Annotated in this window: 23 protein-coding genes; 15 read left to right on the top strand and 8 right to left on the bottom strand. The window is 68.5% G+C overall.

The window, feature by feature from the left end:
* Positions 1-59: 59 nt before the first annotated feature.
* Positions 60-320 carry a hypothetical protein gene (locus DDE10_RS06750; protein WP_114951977.1) on the bottom strand — a complete coding sequence of 87 codons (261 nt, stop codon included), beginning with the start codon at positions 318-320 and terminating at the stop codon, positions 60-62.
* 105 nt (positions 321-425) lie between these two features.
* Between DDE10_RS06750 and DDE10_RS06745 the strand changes: the two genes are divergently transcribed.
* Positions 426-836 carry a BLUF domain-containing protein gene (locus DDE10_RS06745; RefSeq protein WP_114951976.1) on the top strand — a complete coding sequence of 137 codons (411 nt, stop codon included), beginning with the start codon at positions 426-428 and terminating at the stop codon, positions 834-836.
* Positions 837-963: 127 nt separating this feature from the next.
* Here the strand turns inward: DDE10_RS06745 and DDE10_RS06740 are convergent, their stop codons facing one another.
* Together DDE10_RS06740 and DDE10_RS06735 are read right to left on the bottom strand one after the other, a co-directional pair.
* Positions 964-2,082: an NAD(P)/FAD-dependent oxidoreductase gene (locus DDE10_RS06740; RefSeq protein WP_114951975.1), complete on the bottom strand. Its 1,119-nt coding sequence runs from the start codon at positions 2,080-2,082 to the stop codon at positions 964-966.
* The gene (locus DDE10_RS06735) at positions 2,079-3,026 is read right to left on the bottom strand and encodes an alpha/beta fold hydrolase (protein ID WP_114951974.1); all 948 of its coding nucleotides are present in this window, start codon (positions 3,024-3,026) and stop codon (positions 2,079-2,081) included. Before DDE10_RS06735 ends, DDE10_RS06740 begins: the two co-directional genes overlap by 4 nt.
* A gap of 94 nt (positions 3,027-3,120) precedes the next feature.
* On the opposite strand from DDE10_RS06735, the gene DDE10_RS06730 reads away from it, so the two are divergent.
* The 9 genes from DDE10_RS06730 (at position 3,121) to DDE10_RS06690 (ending at position 10,807) form a co-directional block, all read left to right on the top strand.
* Positions 3,121-3,591: an A24 family peptidase gene (locus DDE10_RS06730; RefSeq protein ID WP_114951973.1), complete on the top strand. Its 471-nt coding sequence runs from the start codon at positions 3,121-3,123 to the stop codon at positions 3,589-3,591.
* A gap of 51 nt (positions 3,592-3,642) precedes the next feature.
* Complete coding sequence (cpaB, locus tag DDE10_RS06725) at positions 3,643-4,659, top strand: Flp pilus assembly protein CpaB (RefSeq protein ID WP_114951972.1); 1,017 nt, start codon at positions 3,643-3,645, stop codon at positions 4,657-4,659.
* Complete coding sequence (locus tag DDE10_RS06720; RefSeq protein ID WP_114951971.1) at positions 4,659-6,185, top strand: type II and III secretion system protein family protein; 1,527 nt, start codon at positions 4,659-4,661, stop codon at positions 6,183-6,185. The genes cpaB and DDE10_RS06720 overlap by 1 nt, the downstream gene beginning before the upstream one ends.
* Positions 6,186-6,217: 32 nt before the next feature.
* Positions 6,218-6,874, top strand: coding sequence for a CpaD family pilus assembly protein (locus DDE10_RS06715; protein WP_162806391.1), 657 nt, complete (start codon positions 6,218-6,220; stop codon positions 6,872-6,874).
* Positions 6,874-8,157 carry a pilus assembly protein CpaE gene (locus tag DDE10_RS06710; protein WP_114951969.1) on the top strand — a complete coding sequence of 428 codons (1,284 nt, stop codon included), beginning with the start codon at positions 6,874-6,876 and terminating at the stop codon, positions 8,155-8,157. The genes DDE10_RS06715 and DDE10_RS06710 overlap by 1 nt, the downstream gene beginning before the upstream one ends.
* A gap of 30 nt (positions 8,158-8,187) precedes the next feature.
* Positions 8,188-9,165: a type II secretion system F family protein gene (locus DDE10_RS06705; RefSeq protein ID WP_114952288.1), complete on the top strand. Its 978-nt coding sequence runs from the start codon at positions 8,188-8,190 to the stop codon at positions 9,163-9,165.
* Between the two features lie 61 nt (positions 9,166-9,226).
* Positions 9,227-10,174, top strand: coding sequence for a type II secretion system F family protein (locus DDE10_RS06700; RefSeq protein ID WP_114952287.1), 948 nt, complete (start codon positions 9,227-9,229; stop codon positions 10,172-10,174).
* 59 nt (positions 10,175-10,233) lie between these two features.
* On the top strand, positions 10,234-10,485 hold the full coding sequence (locus tag DDE10_RS06695) for a hypothetical protein (protein ID WP_114951968.1): 252 nt from the start codon (positions 10,234-10,236) through the stop codon (positions 10,483-10,485).
* An 82-nt stretch (positions 10,486-10,567) separates the two neighbouring features.
* The gene (locus tag DDE10_RS06690) at positions 10,568-10,807 is read left to right on the top strand and encodes a hypothetical protein (protein ID WP_114951967.1); all 240 of its coding nucleotides are present in this window, start codon (positions 10,568-10,570) and stop codon (positions 10,805-10,807) included.
* 18 nt (positions 10,808-10,825) lie between these two features.
* Here DDE10_RS06690 and ppdK read toward each other — a convergent pair whose 3' ends face one another.
* Genes ppdK through DDE10_RS06675 form a run of 3 tightly spaced genes read right to left on the bottom strand, consistent with a single transcriptional unit; the run spans position 10,826 to position 16,685 of the window.
* Positions 10,826-13,498, bottom strand: a complete 2,673-nt coding sequence (ppdK, locus tag DDE10_RS06685; protein WP_114951966.1) for a pyruvate, phosphate dikinase — start codon at positions 13,496-13,498, stop codon at positions 10,826-10,828.
* 40 nt (positions 13,499-13,538) lie between these two features.
* The gene (gene glyS / locus DDE10_RS06680; RefSeq protein ID WP_114951965.1) at positions 13,539-15,788 is read right to left on the bottom strand and encodes a glycine--tRNA ligase subunit beta; all 2,250 of its coding nucleotides are present in this window, start codon (positions 15,786-15,788) and stop codon (positions 13,539-13,541) included.
* A 27-nt stretch (positions 15,789-15,815) separates the two neighbouring features.
* Positions 15,816-16,685: a glycine--tRNA ligase subunit alpha gene (locus DDE10_RS06675; protein WP_114952286.1), complete on the bottom strand. Its 870-nt coding sequence runs from the start codon at positions 16,683-16,685 to the stop codon at positions 15,816-15,818.
* Positions 16,686-16,773: 88 nt separating this feature from the next.
* Between DDE10_RS06675 and DDE10_RS06670 the strand changes: the two genes are divergently transcribed.
* The 5 genes from DDE10_RS06670 to DDE10_RS06645 all read left to right on the top strand — a co-directional run bounded on the left by DDE10_RS06670 (position 16,774) and on the right by DDE10_RS06645 (position 21,977).
* Positions 16,774-17,685 carry a TraB/GumN family protein gene (locus DDE10_RS06670; RefSeq protein WP_162806389.1) on the top strand — a complete coding sequence of 304 codons (912 nt, stop codon included), beginning with the start codon at positions 16,774-16,776 and terminating at the stop codon, positions 17,683-17,685.
* Positions 17,686-17,767: 82 nt separating this feature from the next.
* Complete coding sequence (locus tag DDE10_RS06665; protein WP_114951963.1) at positions 17,768-18,706, top strand: TraB/GumN family protein; 939 nt, start codon at positions 17,768-17,770, stop codon at positions 18,704-18,706.
* Positions 18,707-18,857: 151 nt separating this feature from the next.
* On the top strand, positions 18,858-19,514 hold the full coding sequence (locus tag DDE10_RS06660) for a 50S ribosomal protein L25/general stress protein Ctc (RefSeq protein WP_114951962.1): 657 nt from the start codon (positions 18,858-18,860) through the stop codon (positions 19,512-19,514).
* A gap of 114 nt (positions 19,515-19,628) precedes the next feature.
* Positions 19,629-20,204 carry an aminoacyl-tRNA hydrolase gene (pth, locus tag DDE10_RS06655; protein ID WP_114952285.1) on the top strand — a complete coding sequence of 192 codons (576 nt, stop codon included), beginning with the start codon at positions 19,629-19,631 and terminating at the stop codon, positions 20,202-20,204.
* A gap of 189 nt (positions 20,205-20,393) precedes the next feature.
* A complete protein-coding gene (locus DDE10_RS06645) occupies positions 20,394-21,977 on the top strand; it encodes a hypothetical protein (protein WP_162806387.1) in 1,584 nt (527 codons plus the stop codon).
* A 12-nt stretch (positions 21,978-21,989) separates the two neighbouring features.
* Here the strand turns inward: DDE10_RS06645 and DDE10_RS06640 are convergent, their stop codons facing one another.
* Both DDE10_RS06640 and DDE10_RS06635 read right to left on the bottom strand, forming a co-directional pair.
* On the bottom strand, positions 21,990-22,370 hold the full coding sequence (locus DDE10_RS06640) for a group III truncated hemoglobin (protein ID WP_114951959.1): 381 nt from the start codon (positions 22,368-22,370) through the stop codon (positions 21,990-21,992).
* A 60-nt stretch (positions 22,371-22,430) separates the two neighbouring features.
* Complete coding sequence (locus DDE10_RS06635) at positions 22,431-24,878, bottom strand: zinc-dependent metalloprotease (RefSeq protein ID WP_114951958.1); 2,448 nt, start codon at positions 24,876-24,878, stop codon at positions 22,431-22,433.
* Between the last annotated feature and the right edge of the window lie 98 nt (positions 24,879-24,976).

Here is a 24,976-nt window from a genome sequence, read left to right as displayed (position 1 = left end):
CAGCAGTCTTGCGGCATCCGCCGCTCGCCCGCGGCGGGAGAGGCCCTGAGCTGCACGGTTCAGCCGTCGGCCGCCCGTCCCATCATGTCCATGAAGTTGCGCGCCGCCTCCCGGTCGCGCTCATCCTCGAAGGCGACGTCGAGATCAGGCGCCTCGCCCATCATGTGGAGCAAGGTCCACAAGGCGAAGCGGCGGGCGCGATCCCGCTCGAGGCCGAGATCCACCTTCATCCGCTCTATCCCGGCGCCGAGGACGGAGGGCGTCAGGGTGGCGATGTCGGCGGTTCCGAAATAGCGGCGCAGTTGATCGTCGAAATCCATCTCGGCATCCTTTGTCAGCGCTTTTCCGACGCCGGTTAAGGCCTCTTAGAGTCTCGGACGCTATCCGTCTGCGCCGACACGCCAATCACGACGGAATCGGACCCGATGCTCCAGCTCGCCTATATCAGTACCGCCGGCCAGCCGCACGAGGCCGAGACACTCGACGCCATCCTCGCCGTCTCACGCCGCAACAACGAAGCCGATGGCGTGACCGGCCTGCTGGTCGCCGGCGGCCGGCGATTCCTGCAGGCGCTGGAGGGTCCGGAAGCGGCCGTGCTCGCCGCCTACGCGCGTATCCGGCAGGACCCGCGGCATCGTGCCCTGGTCCTTCTCTCCTGCGGAACCGTGACGGCGCGGGCCTTCGGCAACTGGTCGATGGGCTTCGAGCGCGGCGGCAGCGGCGGCGACGCCACCGATCTGCGCAAGGTCGTCGCCAATCTCGTCGCGCCCCTCGCCGACCGGAATCTCCTCGCGCAGTTCAACGGATTCGCGGACCTGCACGCCCGCGCCTGCTGAGCCCCTGCGGCCGGCGCGCGATGCCTCGCGACCGCTCGATCACTGCCAGCCTCGCCCACCGGAAGCGCAGGACCCTGCGCGATGCCAGTCTGATACGAGTTTCCGGGCGTCTGCCGGACCGACCGGTTCATCCGATGAAGCGGGTGGCCCGATAAGGGGTCGGATCGATATCGGCGACCATCGGATCGGGTGAAGTGCCGAGCAGCAAGGCGGCAGCCATCTTCGCCGCCGCCGGTGCCGTCTGGATCCCGAAGCCGCCCTGCCCCGCGCACCAGAAGAAGCCGCGTCCGCTGTCGCTGAACCCGAAGAGGGGGAGGCGATCGGGAGCGAAGCTGCGCAGACCCGCCCAGCGCCGCTCGACCGTCTCGACTCGCCAGTCGACCGCTTGCTGCAGCCGGTCGACCGCGACGGCGACGTCATACTCCTCCGGGGCGCAGTCGCACGGCTCGCTCGGCGTCTCGTCATGCGGACTGACCCAGAGGCGCCCGCCCGCTTCCGGCTTGAAGTAGAAGCGCTCGCGTGCGTCGATGACCAGGGGCAGGGAGGCGGCGGCGGCCGGTGCCACCCGCAGTTGCGCCATCGTTCGCCGATAGGGCGTGATGCCGATCGTCCGCTCCCCGGCGGCGGCGGCGACAGGATCTGCCCAGGCACCGGCGGCATCGACCAGGAGGTCCGCGGCAAAGTCTCCCGCCCCGGTGACGAGTCGCCAGGCGCCGCCACTCCGCTCGGCCTGGGCGAGAGGGGCATCGGTGACGAGCCTCGCACCTGCTCGGCGGGCGGACCGAAGGAAGGCGGCATGGAGCCCGGCGACGTCGATGTCCGTACAGCTCGGCTCGGCAAGGCCCCAGTCCCAGCCTGCCCGGAGCCCGGGGATGGCAGCCTCGAGCTGCGACCGATCCTTCCACTCCAGGCGAACCGGGCTGCCGGCGAAGCGGGCCGCCAGCGCCTCGAGCGCCGTCCGGCCGGCCGCGTCGGCAATGTGTAGCGCTCCGCGTTCGGAGAGAAACGAGTGGGCGGAGAAATCGGCGGGCGGATCGGCGAGGAAGGATCCCGAGGCACTGGTCAGCGGCTGGACCAAGGGTCCGCCGTAGCTTTCGGACCAGAAAGCCGCGGACCGGCCGGTACTGTGATAGCCGGGCTGGCTTTCGCCCTCCAGGATCAGCACCGACGCGCGCCCGGCAATCTCGGCAGCCAGGCTTGCTCCAGCCATCCCGGCGCCGACGATGGCGATGTCGAAGCGGTTCACCCGAGGTGGGCTCCGGCGACGCGGCGACCGAAGAAAGCGTCGATCCTCGCCAGCGCGTCGAGCCGCACTGGATCGGCCTCGCGCAATATCTCATGCGCGGCGTCGGGATACATATGGAGTTCGGCATCGGGCAGATCGGCCGCGGCGCGTCGGATCGCCGCCGCGCTCACCAGCCGGTCGCGATCGCTGCCGATGAGGAGGATCGGCGTTCGCACTCGCGCCAGGCGCTCCACGGTGAAGCGGCCCGCCGAGCGATAGGCGGCGCGAAGCCATCCCCAGGTGACGCCGCCCATGCGCAGCCGCGGCTCCCGATCCCACCACCACAACTCGTCCGCATAGCGCTCCGGCGATCGGGTCAGGTGGCGCTCGCGCCGCGATGCCGCTCCGGTCGAGGTGGGATCGACCTTCCAGACCAGGCGCTCGTGACGGCGGCCAAGGCACATCATCTCGGTGATAAGGGGTGCGAATCGTTCGGGGAGCGGCGCGCTGTTCACCCGGATCATCGGCGCGACGAGCACAGCCGCGTCGAGCGACCGACGCTGGTCGACAAGCAGGCGAAGCAGCAGGTGCCCGCCCATCGAATGCGCCACCGCGACATGCGGGCCCGGGCTCCCGCCGCGCCAGTCGGCGACGAGGTCGCCGAGATCGCGCACCATCGGTTGGAAGCTGCGCGGGCGCCGGCGCCGGTCGTCGCTCCTGGAGAGCCCCTGTCCGCGCCAGTCGAATGCGGTGACGTTCCAGCCGGCATCGTGCCAGTGGGCACAGGCTTCGAGATATTTCTCGATGAAGTCGCCGCGGCCATTGGCGAAGAGCAGGCTGCCGCGCGCGCGGCTCCCGGCCGGCTGGCTCCAGTCCATTCGGCGGAGCGGCCAGCCGTCGCGCGCCGGCCAGGCGGCAAAGACCGCGTCGGGCGGATGCGTGCGGCGGCGCGCCATTGTCGTCATGCCGCGCCCGACCCGCCGCTATCGGTGAAAAAGAATTTTACCACAGGGCGTCGGTTACGGTTTCGAAAGCAAGCCCGTCTAGTGGGTTCGCACGATGGGGACGGGGCTCGCCTGGATTCTGCTCGCGCTGCTAGCGCTGCTGCTGCTCGCCGCCTGCTGGTGGGACCTGCGCACGCGCACGATTCCTAATCCACTCAACGTGACGGTAGCCCTGCTTGCCATTCCCTTCTGGTGGGCGACCGGTCTCGCCGCCTGGCCGGACGCGGCGATGCAGGTCGGAGTCGCCTTGCTCGTCTTCGTCGTCTTTGCCGGAGCCTTCGCAATCGGCGCGATGGGCGGAGGCGACGTCAAGCTGATCGGCGCAGTGACGCTCTGGCTGCCATGGCAGGCGGTGCTCGCCCTGCTCGTGATCATGTCGATCGCCGGAGGCCTGCTGACCGTGGCCATGCTGCTTCGCAAGCGCCTCGCCCGGTCGGAGGCGCCGATCGAGGTTCCCTACGGCGTCGCCATCGCGTTCGGCGGATTGTGGCTGATTGCCCAACGGTTTCTTTACCAATTTGGCTGATGAGGAAGGCTCGAACTTCTTCCAGTCCCAGTCGGGGAGGCGATAGGCGCCATGGACGTTAAGAAAATCGTGCTGCTCGTCGGCGCGCTCATCATCGCTGCGGTGACGGCCTTCATGGCGAAGAGCATGTTCACTGGCGCAGCCGCCCCCCAGGCGGTCGCCGCTCCGGTCGCGCCGCAAGGGCCGGAAGTGCTCGTCGCCACCCGCGTGCTGCCCGTCGGCACGATCATCGACGCCGAGGCCTTCCGCTACCAGCCGTGGCCCGAGGGTCTCGTGCAGGACGCCTATTTCCCTCGCGGCGAAGGCGGCGTGGATCCCTCCTCCCTGATCGGCACCGTCGTCCGCACGGAGATCAGCGCCGGCCAGCCGGTCACCCGCGGGGCGCTCATCCGTCCGGGCGAGCGCGGCTTCCTCGCCGCGGCGCTGGGGCCGGGCATGCGCGCCGTCTCCGTCGCGGTTTCCGAGACGAGCGGCGTGGCCGGCTTCGTCTTCCCCGGCGACCGTGTCGACATCGTCCTCTCCCAGGAGGTCGAGGGCGGCGGCGACGGTGCTCCGCTACGCGTCTCGGAGACGATCATCCGCAACATCCGCGTCCTCGCCGTCGACCAGCGCATCAATGCGCGCGACGCCGAAGGCAACCAGGTCGCCCGCAACACCAGCACCGTCACCTTCGAGGCGACGCCGCGCATCGCCGAGAAGATCGCGGTCGCGCAGCGTGTCGGCTCGCTGTCTCTGTCGCTTCGCTCGCTCGCCGATAATACGGCCGAGCTCGAGCGCGCCATCGCGGCCGGCGAGGTGAGCGTGCCCGAAGGCGAGGATCCGCGCGCCGAGCGCAGCATGCTGCTCGCGGTGGCGAACCGCCCGATGGACGGCCCGTCCACCTATACGGTCGGCGCCGACGTCTCGCGCTTCCAGCGCAGCACGGTGCCGGCACGCGTATCCAATAATGACAGCGCGCCAAGCGCGAATGGGGCCGGACCCGTCGGGGTGGACGGTCAGCCGGCCGGGCCAGTCGTACGCGTCGCCCGCGGCAACAATGTCACGGTCGTTCCGGTGGGAGCACGATAATGACGATCAAGAAGTTCAGGAACGCCTCGCTCGGCGCGGCCCTTGCCGTCGCCCTGGCGGCGGTCCCGGCGGCGGCGCCGTTCAGCGCCTTCGCCCAATCGGCGAGCAGCGTCGCACCGTCGAACGACATCACCCTGTCGGTAGGAACCGGCCGGATGGTGCGGCTGAACGGCACGATGAGCGATATTTTCGTCGCGAATCCCGAGATCGCCGACGTCCAGGTCCGCTCGACGAACCAGATCTACGTCTTCGGCAAGGGTGCCGGCCAGACTACGGTGTTCGCCACCAACGGCCGCGGCCAGGTCATCTATTCGGCGAATGTCCGGGTGGGCCAGAACCTCGCCTCGGTCGACGACATGCTGTCGCTCGCCATGCCGGAAGCCGACATCACGGCGACGCCGATGAGCGGCATGGTCCTGCTCACCGGCACCGTCGCCCAGCCCGACGACGCAGCCGAGGCCGAGCGCCTCGCTCAGGCGTTCGTCGGCGAGGGCACGCAGGTGGTCAGCCGGCTGCGCACCGCGACTCCGCAGCAGGTCATGCTGCAGGTCCGCATCGCCGAGGTCAGCCGTACGCTGGTCCGAGAGGCGGGCGTCAATCTCGAGACGTTCGATCCCACCGGCGGAAGCACCGGCTTCTTCTTCGGTCGCGGCCCCGACGCCTTCGACTTCGAGAGCGGCACCTTCACCCGGCCGGAGGGCACGTCGCAGGCGGGGCTGCTCCTGCGCAACGTGTTCGGCCTCGATGTCGCCGGATCGCTCGATCTCAACGAGAATAACGGCCTGGTGACGATCCTCGCGGAGCCGACCCTGACCGCCCTCTCCGGCGAGACGGCGAGCTTCCTCGCCGGCGGCGAGTTCCCGATCCCGATCCAGCAGTCGCTGGGCACGACGACGATCGAATATCGCCAATATGGCGTCGGCCTCTCCTTCACGCCCTTCGTGCTGGAAAATGGCCGGATCTCGATGCGCGTGCGGCCGGAAGTCTCCGAGCTGACCGCCGCCGGCGCGGTCGAGTTCAACGGCTTCGAGGTGCCCGCTTTGTCGATCCGGCGCACCGAGACGACGGTGGAGCTCGGCTCCGGCCAGAGCATGGTCATTGGCGGCCTTCTGCGCAACACCGGCAACAACTCGATCGAGCGCACCCCCTTCCTCGGCAACCTGCCGATCCTCGGCGCGCTGTTCCGTTCGAACAATTTCCGTCGCCAGGAGACCGAGCTGGTCATCGTCGTCACGCCCTATCTGGTGCGTCCGGTGAATGCGAACCAGATCGCGCTGCCGACCGACGGCTTCCGCAACGCCAACGACGCGCAGCGCCTGCTTGGCAATCAGGCACATGACAGCCGGACCGGCGAACAGAGGCCGATGCCCACAGCGGCGCCGCCGCGCACGGTGGCGCCCGGGCTGGACGGCGCGGCAGCGACCGTGCCGGGCCTGCCTGCCCCGATGCCGGTCGAGCCGACGCAGTCGGCGGCGCTCCAGCCGCAGCGCAGCAGCCCGGGTGCCCAGCCCGGATTCAACTTCTGATGACCGCCCGAGCGCGAAAGGACAGGCCCACAATGTCTCGAACCCGGACCCTCATTGCGATCGTCGCGGTCGGCGTCGGAACGGCTGCCTGCGAGACGGCGCCCACCGGGCTGCAGGTCAACGCCAATCCGAGCGTCTATTCGGTCCACCAGCCGGTCGTGCAGCGCACCGACTATGTGCTCGACGTCGCGACCAGCGGCGACGGCGTCGCACCGACCGAGCTGACGAGGCTCGACGCCTGGCTGCGTTCAATCGACGCGCGCTACGGCGACGCGATCACGATCGACGAAGGCTATGGCTATGGCGCGCCCGGGGCGCGCACGGCGATCGCCGGCGTCGCGGCCCGCTACGGACTGCTGCTCGACAGCGGACCGCCGATCACGCCGGGCGAGGTCCCGGCCGGCACCGTCCGCGTCGTGGCGAGCCGCGCCACCGCGAGCGTCCCCGGCTGCCCGATCTACACGAGCAGCGAGCAACTGCCGACGAGCTACACCGACTCCAATTACGGCTGCGCGACCAATTCGAATCTGGCGGCGATGGTCGCCAACCCGAACGATCTGGTCCAGGGCCAGGACGGCGGCGTCGACCGTAGCGCGTCCACCGCGACGCGCGCCATCGGCACTTATCGCGAGGTCCAGCCGACCGGAAGACAGGGTCTCCAGCAATCCAGCACGACGGGTGGCAACTGATGAACGCGCCGTTCCATTCCGCGCGGGCCTCGCTCCGCGATCCCTTCACCGCCTTCGTCTGCGACGACGCGACCGCGGATCTGCTGCGGCCGATCGCCGTCGAGCACGGATGGTCTCCTGAAAAGGTCAACAAGGGCGGCCTCAGGAACGCCGTGCAGACGCTGTCGGTGTCGGCGAGCCCGAGCATCCTGTTCGTCGACCTCAGCGAATCCGGCGATCCCCTGAGCGACATCAACGCGCTCGCCGAGGTGTGCGAGCCCGGCACGGTGGTGATCGCCGCCGGCCAGGTGAACGACGTCCGCCTGTATCGCGATCTCGTCGCCAGCGGCATCCAGGATTATCTGCTGAAGCCGTTCACCGCCGACCAGCTACGGGACGCCTTCGCCAATGCCCAGATGATCATCTCAGGGCCGCGGGTGAGCGAGACGGCGACCGAGCGCCCCAACGTCACCGCCGCCGTCATCGGCGTGCGCGGCGGCGTCGGCGCCTCGGCCATCGCCTCCTCGCTCGCCTGGCTGATGGGCGACAAGGCCGGCCGATCGACCGCCCTTCTCGATCTCGACGTCCATTTCGGCACCGGCGCGCTCGCGCTCGACCTCGAGCCGGGCCGCGGCCTCACCGACGCCATCGAGAATCCCAGCCGCATCGACGGCCTGTTCATCGAGCGCGCGATGGTGCGGGCCAATGACCGGCTGTGCGTGCTCTCTGCCGAGGCGCCGCTCAATCAGTGGATCCTCACCGATGGCTCCGCCTTCTTCCAGTTGCAGGAGGAGATCCGCCACGCCTTCGAAGGCACGGTGATCGACATGCCGCGCAACATGCTCGTGCAGTTCCCGCATCTGATTGCCGACGTGAACGTCATCATCGTCGTCGTCGACTTCAGCCTTGCAGCGACCCGAGACGCCATTCGCGTGCTTTCCTGGCTCAAGGCGAATGCCAGTGGGGCCCGAGTGATCGTGGTCGCCAACAAGGTGCTGCCGGGCATCCAGGAGGTCAGCCGCAAGGATTTCGAGCACTCGATCGAGCGCAAGGTCGACATCCTGGTGCCGTCCGACCCGAAGACGGCGATGCAGGCGGCCAAGCTCGGCCAACCGCTCGGCAAGGCGGCGAATTCCGCCAAGATCTCGCAGCCGCTGAACCAGTTGCTGACGCTGACGCTCGAGCAGGCGGCCGTCGAGGAGGAAGGCGCAGGCCGCCCCGGCAACGCCTCGCTGCTCGGCAAGCTCGGCAACCTGAAGGCGCTCGTCGCGAAGAAGCCCCGGGAGGCGGCGCAGGCCGCCTGACGGGGCGAAGCGACGAGACGAGGAGTTATGATGACGGCTTTCCTTCCGATGCTGCTGCTCACCACCGGCCTGTTCGGTGCGCTGCTGCTCGTCATCTTCGCCCTCAGCTCGCCGTCGGCCCATCGCGCGACCGCCAAGCGGCTGGAGAGCGTGCGCGTGCGGCACAGCCGCTCGACCGAGGTCGCTGCCCAGGCGCAGATGAAGCGCATCTTCGCGCAGCGCCAGACGAAGGTGGACGGCTTCTTCCAGCAGCTGATCCCCAACCCCGCTTTGCTCCGGCGACGGCTGGAGCAGACCGGCTTTCCCTGGACGCTCGGCCAATATGCGCTGGCCTCGGTGGGACTCGCCATCGCCGCGGCCCTGCTTCTGATGTTCAAGGGCGCGCCCCTGATCCTGGCCGTCCCGCTGGGGATGCTGATCGGCGTCGGGCTGCCCCATTTCGTCATCGGCAAGCTGATCCAGCGCCGCGTCAACAAGTTCACCTCGCGCTTCCCGGACGCGATCGAACTGATGGTCCGCGGCCTGCGCTCCGGTCTTCCCATTTCGGAGACGATCGCGATCGTCGCCAACGAGATCCAGGATCCGGTCGCCGGTGAATTTCGCTCGGTCTCCGACAAGATGAAGATCGGCCGGACGATGGAGGTGGCGCTCCAGGAGACCGCGGACCGGCTGAACACCGCCGAATTCCAGTTCTTCGTCATCTCGCTGGCGATCCAGCGCGAGACTGGCGGCAACCTCGCCGAGACCCTGTCCAACCTCGCCGACGTGCTGCGCAAGCGCGCCCAGATGAAGCTCAAGATCCGGGCGATGTCGTCGGAATCGAAAGCCTCGGCCTGGATCGTCGGATCGCTGCCGTTCATCGTCTTCACGCTGATCTGGTTCATCAGCGAGAAGTACATGGCGCAGTTCTTCGTCGATCCGCGCCTGATGATCGCCGGCCTCGGCGGCCTCGTCTGGATGGGCATCGGCGCCTTCATCATGTCCCGCATGGTCAGTTTCGAAATCTGAAGAGGCGCGCGTGACCACCACTCCTCCTGCCGGCCCGACCCTCTTTGGCATCGACGTCATCATGGCGGCGAGCGTGCTTTCGGCCATCGCCACCTTCGCCGTGCTGGTCGCCATCTATGCCGCCGCCACCGCGCGCGATCCCATGGCGAAAAGGGTGAAGGCGCTGAACGAGCGGCGCGAGCAGCTCAAGGCCGGCATCGTCGCCTCGACCTCGAAGCGGCGGCGCAACATCACCAACCGCAACGAGGTCGCGGACAAGGTCCGCAGCCTGCTCGCCTCGTTCAAGATGCTCCAGGACGAGCAGGTGGTGGCCGCGCAGAAGAAGCTGATGCAGGCGGGCATCCGCTCGAAGGACATGGCATTCGTCGTCATCTTCGCCCGCTTCGTGCTGCCTGTGGTTCTCGGCGGCTTCGCCGTGGTCGCGGTCTATTATCTCGACTGGCTCGAGGGCTATGGCGACTTTCAGAAATATGGGGCCGTCGTCGGCAGCTTCGGCCTCGCCTACAAGGCGCCCGACCTTTATCTCAAGAACCGGATCCAGAAGCGGTCTGACGCCATCCGCAAGGGTCTGCCCGATGCGCTCGACCTGCTGGTGATCTGCGCCGAGGCCGGCCTCACCGTCGATGCCTCGTTCGGCCGCGTCGCGCGCGAGCTCGGCAAGGCCTATCCGGAACTGGGCGACGAATTCGCCCTCACCTCGATCGAGCTCGGCTTCCTGACCGATCGCCGGCAGGCCTTCGAGAATTTCGCGAACCGCATCGATCTCGAGGCGGTGCGCGGCGTCGTCGCGACGATGATCCAAACCGAGAAATACGGCACTCCGCTGGCGAGCGCGCTGCGCGTACTCTCCGCCGAATTCCGCAACGAGCGGATGATGCGGGCGGAAGAGAAGGCCGCACGGCTCCCGGCGATCATGACGGTGCCGCTGATCCTGTTCATCCTGCCGGTGCTGTTCATCGTCATCCTCGGCCCCGCGGCCTGCTCGATCAACGACGCCCTGCTGTCGTAACCGAGGCGGAACAATCTTTCGTCTCCGCCGGTTGAAGGTGCAAAGACGGAGGATGCCGGATGCAGGCTTTTACCCTCGATCAATGGCTGGTCGTGCTGCTCGCCTTCCTGCTGGGGCTGTTCCTGGGCATGGCCTTTCTCGCCGGCCGCAAGTGGAAGCGGCGCTACCGCGAGGAGGTCGCCCGCCGGCAGGAGCTCGAGGCCGAGAATGAGCGTCTGCGCCGGGAGGCCGCGGAGTTGGACACGCTCCGCCGCGCCGCCGTGCGGGACGAGGCTCGCCATCGAGATGCCGCCGTGCCGCGCCCGATCTGACGGGGCGGCCCGCTACCGTCACTGCCTCGGAACAATCCCGGCAAGGATGCGATTGACCGATCGTCACTGCCGGAGGTCCGCGATGGCAATCTTTACCCCGAACCAATGGCTGGTGGTCCTGCTCGTCTTCCTGCTCGGCCTCTTCCTCGGCATGTCCTTTCTTGCCAATCCGAAATGGAAGAGGCGCTATCGCGAGGAAGCCCGGCTGCGGGCGGAAGAGACCCGCCAGCGCGAGGCGCTCGAGGCGGAACGCAAGCATTGGGAGGCGCGGACCATCGCCGAGCGCGCCCGCGACGAGCGTCCGGCGCCGCCGCCTGCCTGAGAGCGGGTTTCGCCCCGGTCAGCCTTCTCGGAGCGCCGCCTGGGCGGCGGCGAGGCGGGCGATCGGAACGCGATAGGGAGACGCGCTCACATAATCGAGACGGGTGCGCTCGCAAAAGGCGATCGACGCCGGGTCGCCGCCATGCTCGCCGCAAATGCCGAGCTTGAGCCCGGGACGAGCCGCCCTCCCGCGCTCGGCCGCGATGCGGATCAGCTCGCCGACGCCCTCGGTGTCGAGACTGACGAACGGATCGCGCGCGAAGATGCCCTTTTCGACATACGGACCGATGAAGCGTCCGGCATCGTCTCGGCTGATGCCCAGGGTCGTCTGGGTGAGGTCGTTGGTGCCGAAGCTGAAGAATTCCGCGCCCTGGTCGCCCTCGGCGATCGCGCCGGCGGCGAGCGCGGCGCGCGGCAGCTCGATCATCGTCCCGACGAGATAGTTCAGCGACCTTCCCTGTTCCCGGAACACCTCGGCCGCTACCCGCTCGATCAGGGAGCGGATGATGACCAGCTCGGCGCGCGTCGCCACCAGCGGCACCATCACTTCGGGAATGGGCGGCTCGCCCCCATCGCGGGCGACCGCGATCGCCGCCTCGAAGATGGCGCGGGCCTGCATTTCGTAGATTTCAGGATAGGTGATGCCGAGGCGGCAGCCACGATGTCCGAGCATCGGATTGGCCTCGGCCAGCTCGGCAGCGCGGCGGCGCAGGGTCTCGACGTCCGCGCCCGAGGCGCGGGCAACCTCGGCGAATTCCTCCTCGGCGTGGGGAAGGAATTCATGCAGCGGCGGATCGAGCAGGCGGATCGTCACCGGCAAACCCGACATGATGCGGAAGATCGCTTCGAAATCCCCGCGTTGCGCAGGCAGCAGTTTCTCCAGAGCCGATCGGCGCCCGCCTTCGTCCTGGGCAAGGATCATCTGGCGGACATTGGTGATCCGGTCGGGATCGAAGAACATATGCTCGGTTCGGCACAGGCCGACGCCCTCGGCGCCGAACTCCCGCGCCGTAGCACAATCCTTCGGCGTCTCGGCATTGGCGCGAACCTTCAGCCGACGCTGGGCGTCGGCCCAGACCATGAGCGTCCCGAAGTCGCCGACCAATTCGGGCTGCACCGTCGGCACCTCGCCGACCATCACCTCGCCGGTGCTGCCGTCGAGGGTGATGACCTCGCCTTCGGCGATGTCGCGGCCGCCGACGCGCATGCGCCGGGCCTTGTAGTCGATCGACAGGGAACCGGCGCCGCTGACGCAGGGCCGGCCCATGCCACGCGCGACCACCGCCGCATGGCTGGTCATGCCGCCGCGGGCGGTGAGGATGCCGCGCGCGGCGTGCATGCCGTGAATGTCCTCGGGAGAGGTCTCGACCCGGACCAGGATGATATCCTCGCCGGCGGCCGCGCGCTGGACGGCCGTATCGGCATCGAACACCGCCTTGCCGCAGGCCGCGCCGGGCGAGGCGGGAAGGCCCTTCGCGACGACGTCGCGCTCGGCGGCGGGATCAAGCGTCGGGTGGAGCAGCTGGTCGAGCTGGAGCGGATCGATCCGGAGGATCGCCTCCTTTTCGCTGATCAGCCCCTCCTGCGCCATGTCGACGGCGATCCTGAGCGCCGCCTTGGCGGTCCGCTTCCCGGTCCGCGTCTGCAGCATCCACAGCTTGCCGCGCTCGACGGTGAACTCGATATCCTGCATGTCGCGATAATGTCGCTCGAGCGTCTCGAACACCTCGGCGAGCTGCCCGTATACCTCGGGAAGCGCCTCTTCCATCGACGCCGCCTTCGCCCCCGCTTTCTCGCGGGCCGCGCGGGTCAGATATTGGGGCGTACGAATGCCGGCGACGACGTCCTCGCCCTGGGCGTTGATCAGATACTCGCCATAGTAGCAGCGCTCGCCGGTCGACGGATCGCGAGTGAAGGCGACGCCGGTCGCGGAGCTGTCGCCGCGATTGCCGAACACCATCGCCTGGACGTTGACCGCCGTGCCCCAGTCGTGCGGGATGTTGTGGAGACGCCGGTAGGTCTTGGCACGGTCGCCGTTCCACGACCCGAAGACCGCGGCGATCGCCCCCCAAAGCTGGTCGTGCGGATCATCGGGGAAAGGCCGTCCGAGCCCTTCCAGGACCAGCGCCTTGTACTGGGCGGTGAGCCGCTCCCAGTCGGCCGCCTCGAGATCGGTGTCGAGATGGACGCCCTTGTCCTCCTTGGCGATCTCGAGCGCCTCCTCGAAGGCGCCGTGATCGAGCCCGAGAACGACGTCGGAATACATCTGGATGAAGCGCCGATAGCTGTCCCAGGCGAATCGCGGATCGCCGGATGCAGCAGCGAGGCCCTGGACGGTCTCGTCGTTGAGGCCGAGATTGAGCACCGTATCCATCATGCCGGGCATCGAGACGCGAGCGCCGGAGCGAACAGAGACGAGCAGCGGGTCGGAAGGATCGCCGAACGTCTTGCCGGTGACCTGCTCGATATGGGCGATGCCGCCCGCGACCTCGTCCCGAAGGCTGTCCGGGAAACGCTCTCCTTCCTCGTAGAAGCGAGTGCACATCTCGGTAGAGAGGGTGAAACCGGGTGGCACCGGCAGGCCGATCGAGCCCATCTCCGCAAGATTCGCGCCCTTGCCGCCAAGCAGGTTCCTGTCGCCCGCCTTGCCCTCGGCGACGCCCCCGCCGAAGCGGAATACATATTGAGTCATCCTGTCCTCAACTCCACTGAAGGCCGGCGCCTGGCGTCGGTCAGCCTTCGATCTTCGAGAAATCCGCGACCTGATCGACGAGGGTCCGCATGCGCGCGAGAAGATTGAGCCGCGCCCGACGCTTGACCGCATCGGGATCGTTCACGGTCACCTTGTCGAAGAAGGCGTCGACCGGCGCACGCAGGCGGGCGAGCGCGGCCATGGCACGCTCGAACTCCTCGTCCTCCAGCGCCATCTTCGCCCTCGGCTCCTGCGCGTCCAGCGCCTGGATCAGCTCCGCCTCCTCGGCGGCGAGATCGAAGGAAGGCTGGTGCCAGGGGATGCCGTCTTCGTCCCAATCCTCCTTCTTGAGGATGTTGGTCGCACGCTTGTAGCCGGCGAGCAGGTCCGTGCCCTCGGCGGTTTCGACGAAGGCCTGCAGCGCCTTCACCCGCGCCAGCACACGGACGAGATCATCCTCGCCCCCGAGCGAGAAGACGGCATCGATGAGGTCGTGCCGCACGCCCGCCTCGCGCTGCTGCACCTTGAGCCGGTCGGCGAGGAACTCGAGTACCGCCTCCGACAGGTCGGTCGCTTCCTCGATCAACTTGCCGCGCTCGATATTCGGCGTGAGCGCCGAGTTCCAGCGCACGACGACATGGTCGCCGTGACGATAGGTGAAGGAGCCGACCTCCGCGGTGATCTCGTGTTCGTGATCATCGGAATCGAGCAGGTCGGGGAAGCTGACCGAGGAAAGCGCGCCCATCCGCGAGACGATGAGCAGAACGGCCGTTTGGACGAGCATGTCGCCCAGCGGGACACGCAGGCCCGAACGGATCAGGATCTGGAGGAAGCCCAGAGCGGCGCGGCGCAGAGCGAACGGATCGCGCGAGCCGCTCGGCCGCTCGCCGATCGAGAAGAAGCCGACGAGGGTATCGAGCCGATCGGCAAGGTTGACGGCGACGGTGACCGGCGACGTCGGCACCGCGTCGCCCTGCCCCGCTGGCCGGTAATGATCGCGGATCGCCTCGACGACGCTGTCGGGCTGGCCCTGTGCGCGGGCATAATAGCTGCCGATCAGGCCCTGCAGCTCCGGGAACTCGCCGACCAGCTCGGTGCCGAGATCCGCCTTGGCGAGTCGTGCCGCCGCCTCGACGTGGGCGGGATCGGCACCACGCACGATCCTCTCCTGCACCATCCACTGAGCTAGCCTGGCGACGCGCTCCACCTTTTCGCCGAGCGTCCCCAGCCGCTCGTGGAAGACGATTCCGGAGAGCTTCTCGGTACGCTGCTCGAGTGGAACCTTGAGATCCTGTTCCCAGAAGAAGCGTGCATCCGCCAGGCGGGCGGCGAGGACCTTGCGGTTGCCGTCGACGATCGCGGCGCCGCCGTCGGACGCCTCGACATTGGCGACGCAGACGAAGCTCGGCGCAAGCGCGCCGTCGGCGTCGACGCAGGCGAAATATTTCTGGTTGGTGCGCATGGTGAGTTGGATCACCTCGCGCGGCACGTCGAGGAAGGCGGGGTCGAAGCCGCCGAGCAGCGGCACCGGCCATTCGGTGAGGCCGGCATTTTCGGCGAGCAAGCCGTCATCCTCGACGAGGACGAGGCCCGCAGCCGACGCCGCCGCGGCCGCGCCATCGGCGATGATCCGGCGGCGCTCGGCGGGATCGAGCACGACGTGACAGGCGCGCAGCTTCTCGACATAGTCGTTGGCGCTGCCGATCGTGATCGCGCCCGGATGGTGGAAACGATGGCCGACGGTCGCCGCGCCCGAACGCACCCCGGCAACGTCGAACGGGACGATCTCCTCCCCGAGCAAGGCGACGATCCCCTGCAGCGGCCGTACCCAGCGCAGGCTCTCCGCCGACAGCGAATCGCCGCCCCAGCGCATCGACTTGGGCCAGGGAAAATCTCGGATGATCGCCGGAACGGCCTCGGCGATCACCGAAGCGGTCGAGCGCCCGGGCCGCTCGATCGTCGCGAACAGGGTGCGCCCGCCTTTCTTGTCCTCGCGCTCCTCGAGCTGCTCGCGGGACAGGCCGGTCGAGCGCAGGAAGCCGGCGATCGCCGCATCGGGCGCGTCGGCACGCGGCCCTCGGCGCTCCTCGCGGACGGTCTCGGTCTCGGCGGGAAGTCCACGCGCGATCAGCGCGAGGCGGCGGGGCGTCGCAAAGGTCTCTAGGCTCTCGGCCCGAAGGCCGGCGTCGCCGAGCCGCGCCTCGAACATCCGGGCGAGATCGGCGCTCGCCTTGACCTGCATGCGCGCCGGTATTTCCTCGGAAAGGAGCTCGAGCAGGAAATCAGCCACGGCGGGTCTCGCGCATCATGGCCGCCGTCACGCCGCCCATCCATTCTTCTCCATCCAGGCCTGGCAGGCACCCTTGGCGAGATCGCGGACCCGGCCGATATAGGCCTGGCGCTCGGCGACCGAGATGACTCCGCGGGCGTTCAGCAGGTTGAACATGTGGCTGGCCTTGATCGCTTGCTCGTAGGCCGGGATCGGCAGGCCCGCGTCCAGGCAATGCCGGCATTCCGCTTCCGCCTTGCGGAACAGGTCGAACAGCCGGTCGGTATCGGCGACCTCGAAATTCCAGGCAGACATCTGCCGCTCATTCTCGAGGAAGACGTCGCCATAGGTAATGCCGGCGCCGTTATAATCGAGATCGTACACGCTGTCCTTGTTCTGGATGTACATGGCGAGCCGCTCGAGACCGTAGGTAAGCTCGCCGGCAACGGGCCGGCAGTCGAAGCCGCCCATCTGCTGGAAATAGGTGAATTGGGTCACCTCCATGCCGTCGCACCAGACTTCCCAGCCGAGCCCCCAGGCGCCGAGCGTCGGCGATTCCCAATCGTCCTCGACGAAGCGAATGTCGTGCTTCGTGAAATCGATGCCGATCGCGGCGAGGCTGCCGAGATAGAGCTGCTGGAGGTCGGGCGGACTCGGCTTCAGGATCACCTGATATTGATAATAATGCTGGAGCCGGTTCGGATTCTCGCCGTAACGGCCGTCGGTCGGGCGCCGGCAGGGCTGCACGAAAGCCGCATTCCACGGATCGGGACCGAGCGCGCGCAGGGTGGTCGCACTGTGGAAAGTCCCGGCTCCCATCTCCATGTCGTAGGGCTGCAGGATAAGGCAGCCCTGCTCGCTCCAATAATGGTGAAGCGTCAGGATGAGCTGCTGGAATGAGGGCGGCTGGACGGCCAAGGATTCTCGCCTTCGCAGGTGCAACAAGGGTCGCATCGCTTTGGCGTATGGGGCAGAACGGGTCAAGGAACCGGATAAGGGAGGACAGGTGAGACTGAAGAAGCGGATCGGGACGTGGCTTGCGGCGCCGGCGGCCCTCGCCTTCCTCCTCTGTGCACCGGCGGCGGCCACCCCCGCGGAGGCGCCGGCGCCGAGTCCCGCCATCTGGCTGCTCGCCGACGAGGATACGCGCATCTACCTGTTCGGGACCGTCCATGTCCTGCCCCCCGATCTGGTGTGGCGGTCCGAGGCGCTGAACCGTGTGGTCGAGGACGCGGACGAGCTTGTCATGGAGATTGGCGAGGAGCCCGATCCGGACGACGCCGCCAACCTGTTCGGCCCGATGATGATGGACAAATCGGTGTCCATACTCGGCCGCGTCTCGCCCGATCATCGCGAGGGACTGCGCGAGATGATCGAAGCAAGCGGCATCCCGATCGAGGTTTACGACCACATGCACAGCTGGGGGGCGAGCTTCCTGCTCGTCGGCGCCGCCTTCCGGCAAGCCTATGCCGATCCCGACGCGCCCGAAATGCCGCTCACCGGGGTGGAGGATTCGCTGCGCGCCGATTTCGAGCGCAATCAGCGGCCGATCTCCGGCGTCGAATCGGTCGAGGCGCAGCTCGATTTCTTCAGGACGATGCCGCTCGGCGCCCAGCGCGAATTCCTCGAGTCGATGGTCGAGGCCCACCACGATGGCGACGCCGTGTTCGACCCGGAGGAAGCGGGCTGGGTGCGCGGCGACGTCGACTCGGTCGGAGCGGAGATGGAGGCGCTGCCGCCCGCCTTGTTCGACCGCCTGATCACCCGACGCAACGCCGCCTGGACCAACTGGCTGATCGACCGCCTGCGGCGCCCGGGCACGGTGCTGTTCGCCGTCGGCGCCGGTCACCTGGCCGGGCGCGACTCGGTCCAGTCCATGCTTGCCGCTCGAGGCTTGACGGCGCGCCGCCTGCCCTGATCCTTGGCGGAAGCGATTACGATACCGATATGCGCGTCACCACGCTTGCGCCAAGTCGTTCGCGACAAGGGAGAATCACGGAATGAAGAAGCTGCTTCTGGCCACCGCGCTCGCGCTCGCGCCGGTGTCCCTGTTCGCCCAGGCTGCGCCGGAACCGGCCGCACCGGCGGCCGACCCGACGACGGCCGCCGACGCCGATCCGGCTTTGTGGGTCGTGCGTGACGAGGATACGACCGTCTATCTGTTCGGCACGTTCCACCTGCTCGATGGCCGGACGTGGTTCGACGACGAGGTCAGGTCGGCGTTCGACGCTTCGGACGAGCTGGTGCTCGAAGCCATCGTCCCCGACAATCCGGCGGAGCTCCAGCCGATCGTCCTGCGCTATGCGGTGGATCCGCAGGGCCGCAGGCTATCCGAGCGGCTCACCGCCGAGCAGAACGAAGCGCTCGCGCAGGCGCTCAACGCCGCCGGCGTGCCGACGGGGACCTTCGACACCTTCGAGCCCTGGTTCGTATCGATGACGCTGGCCTCGCTGGTCAGCCAGCGGCTGGGCATCAGCGCCGCCAACGGCCCCGAGCAGGTGCTGACTCGGGCGGCGCGAGAACGGAACGTCACGATCGGCGAACTCGAAGGGATCGAGTGGCAGATCCGGCTGTTCGACGACATGCCGGAAGAGCAGCAGCTGGCCCAGCTTCGCCAGACGCTCGACAGTCTCGACAGCGCCGACGAGGTGCTCGGGCCGATGCTGGCGGCCTGGTCGGAAGGCGATGTCGAGGCGCTGCGGCGGATCATCGACAGCCAGACCGCGCAGGATCCGGCCCTCCACCGGCTGATCTTCACCGATCGCAATCGCGCCTGGGCCGGCTGGATCCGCGAGCGGATGGCGCGGCCGGGCACGGTCTTCGTCGCCGTTGGCGCAGGCCATCTCGCCGGTGATGACAGCGTCCAGGCGGTGCTCGAGGAAAGCGGCCTCAGCGCGGAGCGCGTGGCCCGTGAGGAGGAACCTGCCGCGGGATCCTGACCGGGATGGACTCCGAGCCCGCCCCGGCGACGCCGGGGAGGAACGCCTTGCTTCCGCAGGCCTTCTCCCCTATAGGCGCCGCCTTCCCGCTCATGGTCATCCCTGGAGGCGTGATCGGGATTTCTGGAAACCCGCTATCTGGAGACATGCCATGAGCGAACAGCTTACGCTGTCGGCCGAAGCGCGCGAACGGGCTGGCAAGGGAGCCTCCCGCGCACTGCGCAACCAAGGCCGCGTCCCCGCCGTCGTATACGGCGGCAATCAGGAACCCCTGTCGGTCCATCTCGAGGAAAAGGCCCTGGCCAAGATCCTCAACACCGGCCACTTCATGAATTCGGTTGTGATGATCGACGTCGGCGGCAAGCCGACCCGCACGCTGCCGAAGGACGTGCAGTTCCATCCGGTGACCGATCGCCCCTTGCATGTCGACTTTCTGCGCATCTCCGAGCATGCGACGGTCACCGTCGCGGTGCCGATCCGCTTCGTCGGCGAGGAGAATTCGCGCGGCCTGAAGCGCGGCGGCGTGCTCAACGCCGTGCGCCACGAGCTCGAGCTGGTCTGCGACGCCGCCGAGATGCCCGATGAGATCGTGATCGATCTCGCCGGCCTCGACATCGGCGATTCGCTCCACATCAGCCACGTCACCCTGCCCAAGGGCACCAGCTCCGCGATCACCGACCGCGACTTCACCATCGCGACCGTCGTCGCCCCGTCCGGTATGAAGTCGGAAGCGGCGGAAGCCGGCGGCGAGGAGCTGACCTCGGGCGAAGTGCCGCTGGTCGGCGACGACCAGGGCGACGCCGAATAGGCTGCCCTCTTGCGTTTGGGCTGGCTCGCATCCCTGTTCGCCTCGCGGCGGGTGGAGGTGCCGGGCCAGCCCGACACGGCTTCGGATGCCGCCACCTGGGGGGAGTTCGCGCCCGTGCAGATCTGGGTCGGCCTCGGCAATCCCGGCGCCCAATATGCGATGCACCGGCACAATGTCGGCTTCATGGCGGTCGACACGATCGCCCAGGCCCACGGCTTTGATCCTCCGAAGAAAGCCTTTTCCGGCTGGGCCCAGCAGGGACGGATCGGCAGCGAACGCATCCTGCTGCTCAAGCCCGCCACCTTCATGAACGATTCCGGCCGAGCCGTCGGCGAGGCGATGCGCTTCTTCAAGAAGGATCTTGGCGACGTCACCGTCTTCCACGACGAGCTCGACCTCGCCCCCTTCAAGGTCAAGGTGAAGGTCGGCGGCGGCACGGCCGGCCATAATGGATTGCGCTCGGTCGAGGCGCATATCGGCAACGCCTTTCGCCGCGTCCGGATCGGGATCGGCCATCCCGGCCACAAGGACAAGGTCACCAAGCACGTTCTCGGCAATTACGCCAAGGCCGAGACCGACCGCCTCAGCGACCTGCTTGCTGCGATCGCGGCCGAAGCCTCCTGGCTCGCCCATGCCGACGGCCCGCGTTTCATGAACGAGGTCGCGTTGAGGGTCGCCGAACCCGGCTGAGGCGGGAACGGTTCGTCTACCCGCGGCAACGGCCGATCGAAACGCCTGATCCGTCGACTTGCTCACAAACACTTGCAGCAAAACGCAAATTTGCAGTCGCGGCGGCTTCCTATCCCGCGCATGAACGCCCAATTCAGGCGCGACTCAAAGGCGATGGCGCACGTTGCGCTCCAAATTGGAGTGGAACCTATGAAGAGCGCCTTTGCCGTCCTGCTGCTCGCTTCGACCTTTGCCACACCCGTGCTGGCCGATCCCGGTAACGGCCGGGGCGGCGGCCGCGAAGCCCGTGCAGAACGTTCGCAGCCGCGGCACGCGGCCCAGTCCCAGCGCCGCGCGCAACGCGCCGAACGCCGGCAGGCGGCCCGATCGTCCCGCGTCGCGGCGCGCCCTCAGCGGGCAGCGGCGCGGCAAAGGGCGTCGGCGCAACGCTCGCGTTCGGCCGTGGCGCAGCGCCAGCGGAGCGCAGCCCAGCGCCGGCAAGTCGCGCAGCAGCGCGAGCGGGCTTCGGAGCGGCGCACCGCCCAGACCCGCGCAAGGGCCCAGGCGCGCTCCCAGGCCCGCCGCGCCGTCCAGCAGCGCGCGCGTCAGGCGGCGCGCGTCGAGCGGCGCCATGTGCGAGCCGAAAGCCGCGTGCGGCAGGCCGCCGTCCAGCGCCGGCAGGTGCAACAGCAGCGCCAGGCGCGCGCCTCGCGCCAACGGCTGGTCGCCCGCCAGCGAGCGGCGGCGCAGCGCCAGCGGGCCCGCGCGGTCCGCGAGCAGCAGGTCGCGGTGATGCGCCAGCGCCAGGTGCGGCAGCGGGACGCGCGCTTCGCCCGGAACGCTCGCTCCGAGCGTGCGCTCCAGCGCCGGGCCTATGCGGCCTCGCGCGCGGCGGAGATTCGGCGCCTGCGGTCGGCCGAGCGGCGTGGCATAGCGTCTGCGCGGTGGCAGGACGACCGGCGCGCGCGGCGCAACCTCGCCCGCCTGCGGATGCAGCCCGACAATGGCTATGCGCCAGTCTACGTCTATCGCGCACCGTCGCGCCGCGACGCCGAAGCGGTGCGGCGTGCCTATAGGGCCGAGCGGACGCGTCGGCGGACCCTTGCGCCGATCTACTACCCGGTCGCCCCGGCTTATTCCTATGCCTATGGCCCCGCGCGCTATGACGCGGCGCCCGCGGCCTTCGCCTATCCGGCGACGCCTTATGGCGCCATCGATCCGCGGATCGGCTACGGCTATGCGGACGACTATGATTATGCCGGCGATGATAGCGGCTTCGGCGGCGGCCTCTTCGGCGACGGCCTCGGCGGAATTTTCGGCGCCTTGCTGCCGGTCGTCCTGCAGATGGCGGGCGGCGGCGAGCTCGGCGGTCTCGGCGGTCTCGGCAGTCTCGGCAGTCTCGGCAGTCTCGGCAGTCTCGGCGGCAGCGGTTACGGCTTCCCGGCAAGCGCGACCCTGGGCGGCGGCGATGGCTTCGGTAGTTATGCCTATGACAATGCCGGCTACGGCTATGACGATCCCGCTTATGCCTATGCCGAGCCCGGTTACGCCTACGAGAGTGGCGCCGCGGACGGGCTGGGCAGCGCGATCAGCGGCATCTTCGGCGGCGGCCTGCTCGGCGCGCCGATGGGCGCCGGCCTGCTGGGCGATCCGCTCGGGGGCTACGATCTCGACGGGGCACCGCTCGAGCTCGCCGGCCTGGGCTCGCCCTACGGCTATGAGGACGGACTCGGCGGCGAGGGTGATCTGACCTCGACCCTCGCCCAGTCGGTTCTGCCGGGCCTGCTCGGCTGATCGAAGCCGGCGTCAGCCCAGGGCCGGGCGGGCGCCGTCCTCGATGCGAAAGAAGAGGCCGAGCTTCAGGCTCTCGGCGATCCGCTCGGCCTTCTCGACGAAGGCGGCCGCCTCGGCGGGCGGCATGGTCTCGGCGGCCGTCTCGCGCCACAAGGCAAGCCAGCGATCGAACATGTCCGGCCGGATCAAGTCGCGATGGCGGTGATGGACGGCCATCGGATTGCCCTTATAGCGGCCAGTGCCGAGCATCACCGACGACCAGAAATCGGTCAGGCGATCGAGATGGTCCGGCCAGTCTATGACCGCCGACTCGAAGACGCCGCCAACATAATCGTCCCGCCGGACCTTGGCGTAGAAACGCTCGACCATATCGGCGATCTTGTCTTCAATCATGGGACTCCCCTTCCCCTCACGGACTTGGGGATCGGCCGACGCCGGGGCAAGGCGGCACCCTCATTCGAAGCCGCCCTCCGACCCGCCGATCGGCATGCCCGGCGGTATGCGCGGCAATCGGCGCTGATCGGCGATCGCCTCCGCCAGCGCCTCGCGGTCCCCGAGCAGCCGCGCGAGGCCTCGGCTCCAGTCGCCCTGGACACTGCCGCCGCGCGCGTCGGCGAGGTCGCGGGAGAGCCGGTCGAGGCGTTCCGACAGCGCCAGCGCGATGGTCGGCGACAGCGTGGAGTCGCGCTGCACGCGTGCCAGCGCCAGCGCCGCCGTCGTCGCGATCCGGCGCTGCACGGCCGCCTGTGAAGGGTTCATGCCGCGGAAGGTGAAGACGCGACCGACCAGCCGGTCGACGAGCTCGTACGCGGCGGGAATGGCGGGATCGGCCTGATGCTGGATCTCCAGCCGGTTCAGCCGTTCGGGAGCGAGCAAGGCGGCGAGAGTGACGGCGGCCCCGGTCTCGGTCGCCGCGAGCGGATCGAAGACCGGTCCGCCGGCCGTGCGGATGACCTCGATGTCGGTCTGGCGATCGGCATTGCCGGACCAGCCCGCAGATAGGAAAGGCAGCAGCGCGGGAGGCACGGTCAGCGCATCGCCCGACAGCGTCGCGAGCAGCGCCTCGAGCGCCCGCTCCTGGCCGGCGGCAGGAACGGCGCGCGCCTCGCCATGCCCGTCGCCCCTCACCGAATAGTTGAAGTCGACTCCGCCGACATATTTGGCCGCCGCCTCCACCTGATATCGGTGGAGCAGCCAGATCGGGACGAAGGCGCGCCGCAGGGCGGAGTCCGGCTCGCCCGGCGGCAACGCCGATGGGCCGAAATTCGCGACGGCGACCTCTCTCACCGCCATCATTCGCTCGAGCTCCTCGACCGGATGGTCGAAATCGTCCCAAAGGCTGCCGACGGGATGCGCCGCGCCGGCCGGGCGGGCATCGTCGTCGGCGACGTAGCGCAGACCCTCGGCCATCGCCGCGGTCATGCGCGCGGCGCCTTCCTCGTCGGTCTCGGCGCCGTAGAGCCAATCCACGGCGAAAAGGTCCCAGCGGCCGAGGCCCGCGCCATAGGCGTCGGTGAGGTCCGGCCGGCCGTCCACGAGCCGGATCCGCGGCGCCGGATAGTCCATCACCGAATAGCGGCCCTGATGGCTGGCGGCGAAATTGTGGGCGAGGCCGAGCGCGTGCCCGACCTCGTGGGCGGCGAGCTGACGAATGCGCGCCAGAGCGGCCGCGAGGGGATCGTTGGGATCCCCGGTTCCGGTGAGTCCGGCGCCGACCAGGGCTTGGAAGATCAGCATGTCCTGGCGGACGCGCAGCGATCCGAGCAGCACCTGGCCCTTGATGATCTCGCCGGTGCGGGGGTCCTCGATCACCTGACCGTAGGACCAGCCCCGGGTGGCCCGGTTGACCCAGTTGACGACGTTGTACCGTATGTCGAGCGGATCGACGCCGTCGGGCAGCATCTCGACCCGGAAGGCATCGACATAGCCCGCCGCCTCGAAGGCTTGCCGCCACCAGGAAACGCCGTCGAACAGCGCCTGGCGGATCGGCTCGGGGGCTGCCGTGTCGATGTAGAAGGTGATCGGATTGCGCACGCGCGATCGCGGCGCGGCTGGATCGAGACGCTCGAGCCGGAAGCGATTGGCGACCTCGTAGACGACCGACCTTCCGAGCGGCGCCGCGAAGTCGACGATCTGGGTCCCGAAGCTGCCGGCGCGGGGATCGAAGCGGCGCACGCGATAGCCGGGCTCGGGAAGTGCGATCAGCGAATGGCGGACGACGAAGCTGGCATTGCCGGTCACCGGAACGATGTTTCCGACCTCCGGCCCCGGCCTGGCACTGACGAAGGTAAGCCGCGCGGCCAGCTCGATATTTCGGGGAAACACCCGGACGAAGCCGGTATCGGCATGGCTCAGCTCCGGCACCAGCCGGTAATCGCCATCGTCCTGCTCGCGAAGCGCCCTGGCGAGGTTCATATCGTCGCGCGCGAGGAAGCCGGCAATGTCGACGAGCAGGCGTCCGTCAGCGGTCTCGGCGGCGATCTCGCCGCTCCAGATGGTGGAATAAGCGAAGGACCGGCGCACACCTGCCTGCTCCGCGGCCGGGGCGGCCGAGGCGCGGAAGCGGGTATTCTCGATCTCCGCGACGACGCGCGGGCCGACGCGGCGGAAGACGAGCATCTTCGAGCCCGAGCTCAGGGCCCGGTCGAGACCGAGGCCGGCCGAGCCGAGTCCGGTCTCGAGCGCGGTGACATAGATGAAGCGTCCCGACAGTCCTTCCCCGTCCGGCGCGGGCAGCGAAAGCAGGATGCGCCCACCGTTGCGATCGACGTGAACCGGGACGAGACCGTCCTGCAGCTGCGTCCCGCGCAGCGTCTCCTGCGGGGTTGCCCAAGCGAAGAGGGGCGCCGTCAGACAGGCGAGCGCCATGGCGATCAGCAGACGTGACAGGCCAGAAATCATCGGAAGCTTCCCCTTTGCCGCAGCACGATAGGAAGGCGCCTGCGGCCTGTCGAGCGGCCGCTGGCATTCGCGCGCGCGACCGTCTAACGGGCGGCGAA

The organism is Sphingosinicella terrae, assembly GCF_003347635.1.
Lineage (GTDB): Bacteria > Pseudomonadota > Alphaproteobacteria > Sphingomonadales > Sphingomonadaceae > Allosphingosinicella > Allosphingosinicella terrae.
The sequence above is the reverse complement of the archived record's forward strand: the minus strand, read 5'-3'. Positions and strand labels throughout refer to the sequence as shown.

Excerpts from the sequence above, each read along its gene's own strand:
- DDE10_RS06750 (WP_114951977.1), bottom strand. The coding sequence starts at position 320 with ATGGATTTCGACGATCAACTGCGCCGCTATTTCGGAACCGCCGACATC.
- DDE10_RS06745 (WP_114951976.1), top strand. The coding sequence starts at position 426 with ATGCTCCAGCTCGCCTATATCAGTACCGCCGGCCAGCCGCACGAGGCC.
- DDE10_RS06735 (WP_114951974.1), bottom strand. The coding sequence starts at position 3,026 with ATGACGACAATGGCGCGCCGCCGCACGCATCCGCCCGACGCGGTCTTT.
- DDE10_RS06730 (WP_114951973.1), top strand. The coding sequence starts at position 3,121 with ATGGGGACGGGGCTCGCCTGGATTCTGCTCGCGCTGCTAGCGCTGCTG.
- cpaB (WP_114951972.1), top strand. The coding sequence starts at position 3,643 with ATGGACGTTAAGAAAATCGTGCTGCTCGTCGGCGCGCTCATCATCGCT.
- DDE10_RS06720 (WP_114951971.1), top strand. The coding sequence starts at position 4,659 with ATGACGATCAAGAAGTTCAGGAACGCCTCGCTCGGCGCGGCCCTTGCC.
- DDE10_RS06715 (WP_162806391.1), top strand. The coding sequence starts at position 6,218 with ATGTCTCGAACCCGGACCCTCATTGCGATCGTCGCGGTCGGCGTCGGA.
- DDE10_RS06710 (WP_114951969.1), top strand. The coding sequence starts at position 6,874 with ATGAACGCGCCGTTCCATTCCGCGCGGGCCTCGCTCCGCGATCCCTTC.
- DDE10_RS06705 (WP_114952288.1), top strand. The coding sequence starts at position 8,188 with ATGACGGCTTTCCTTCCGATGCTGCTGCTCACCACCGGCCTGTTCGGT.
- DDE10_RS06700 (WP_114952287.1), top strand. The coding sequence starts at position 9,227 with ATGGCGGCGAGCGTGCTTTCGGCCATCGCCACCTTCGCCGTGCTGGTC.
- DDE10_RS06695 (WP_114951968.1), top strand. The coding sequence starts at position 10,234 with ATGCAGGCTTTTACCCTCGATCAATGGCTGGTCGTGCTGCTCGCCTTC.
- DDE10_RS06690 (WP_114951967.1), top strand. The coding sequence starts at position 10,568 with ATGGCAATCTTTACCCCGAACCAATGGCTGGTGGTCCTGCTCGTCTTC.
- ppdK (WP_114951966.1), bottom strand. The coding sequence starts at position 13,498 with ATGACTCAATATGTATTCCGCTTCGGCGGGGGCGTCGCCGAGGGCAAG.
- DDE10_RS06665 (WP_114951963.1), top strand. The coding sequence starts at position 17,768 with ATGAAGAAGCTGCTTCTGGCCACCGCGCTCGCGCTCGCGCCGGTGTCC.
- DDE10_RS06660 (WP_114951962.1), top strand. The coding sequence starts at position 18,858 with ATGAGCGAACAGCTTACGCTGTCGGCCGAAGCGCGCGAACGGGCTGGC.
- DDE10_RS06645 (WP_162806387.1), top strand. The coding sequence starts at position 20,394 with ATGAAGAGCGCCTTTGCCGTCCTGCTGCTCGCTTCGACCTTTGCCACA.
- DDE10_RS06640 (WP_114951959.1), bottom strand. The coding sequence starts at position 22,370 with ATGATTGAAGACAAGATCGCCGATATGGTCGAGCGTTTCTACGCCAAG.
- DDE10_RS06635 (WP_114951958.1), bottom strand. The coding sequence starts at position 24,878 with ATGATTTCTGGCCTGTCACGTCTGCTGATCGCCATGGCGCTCGCCTGT.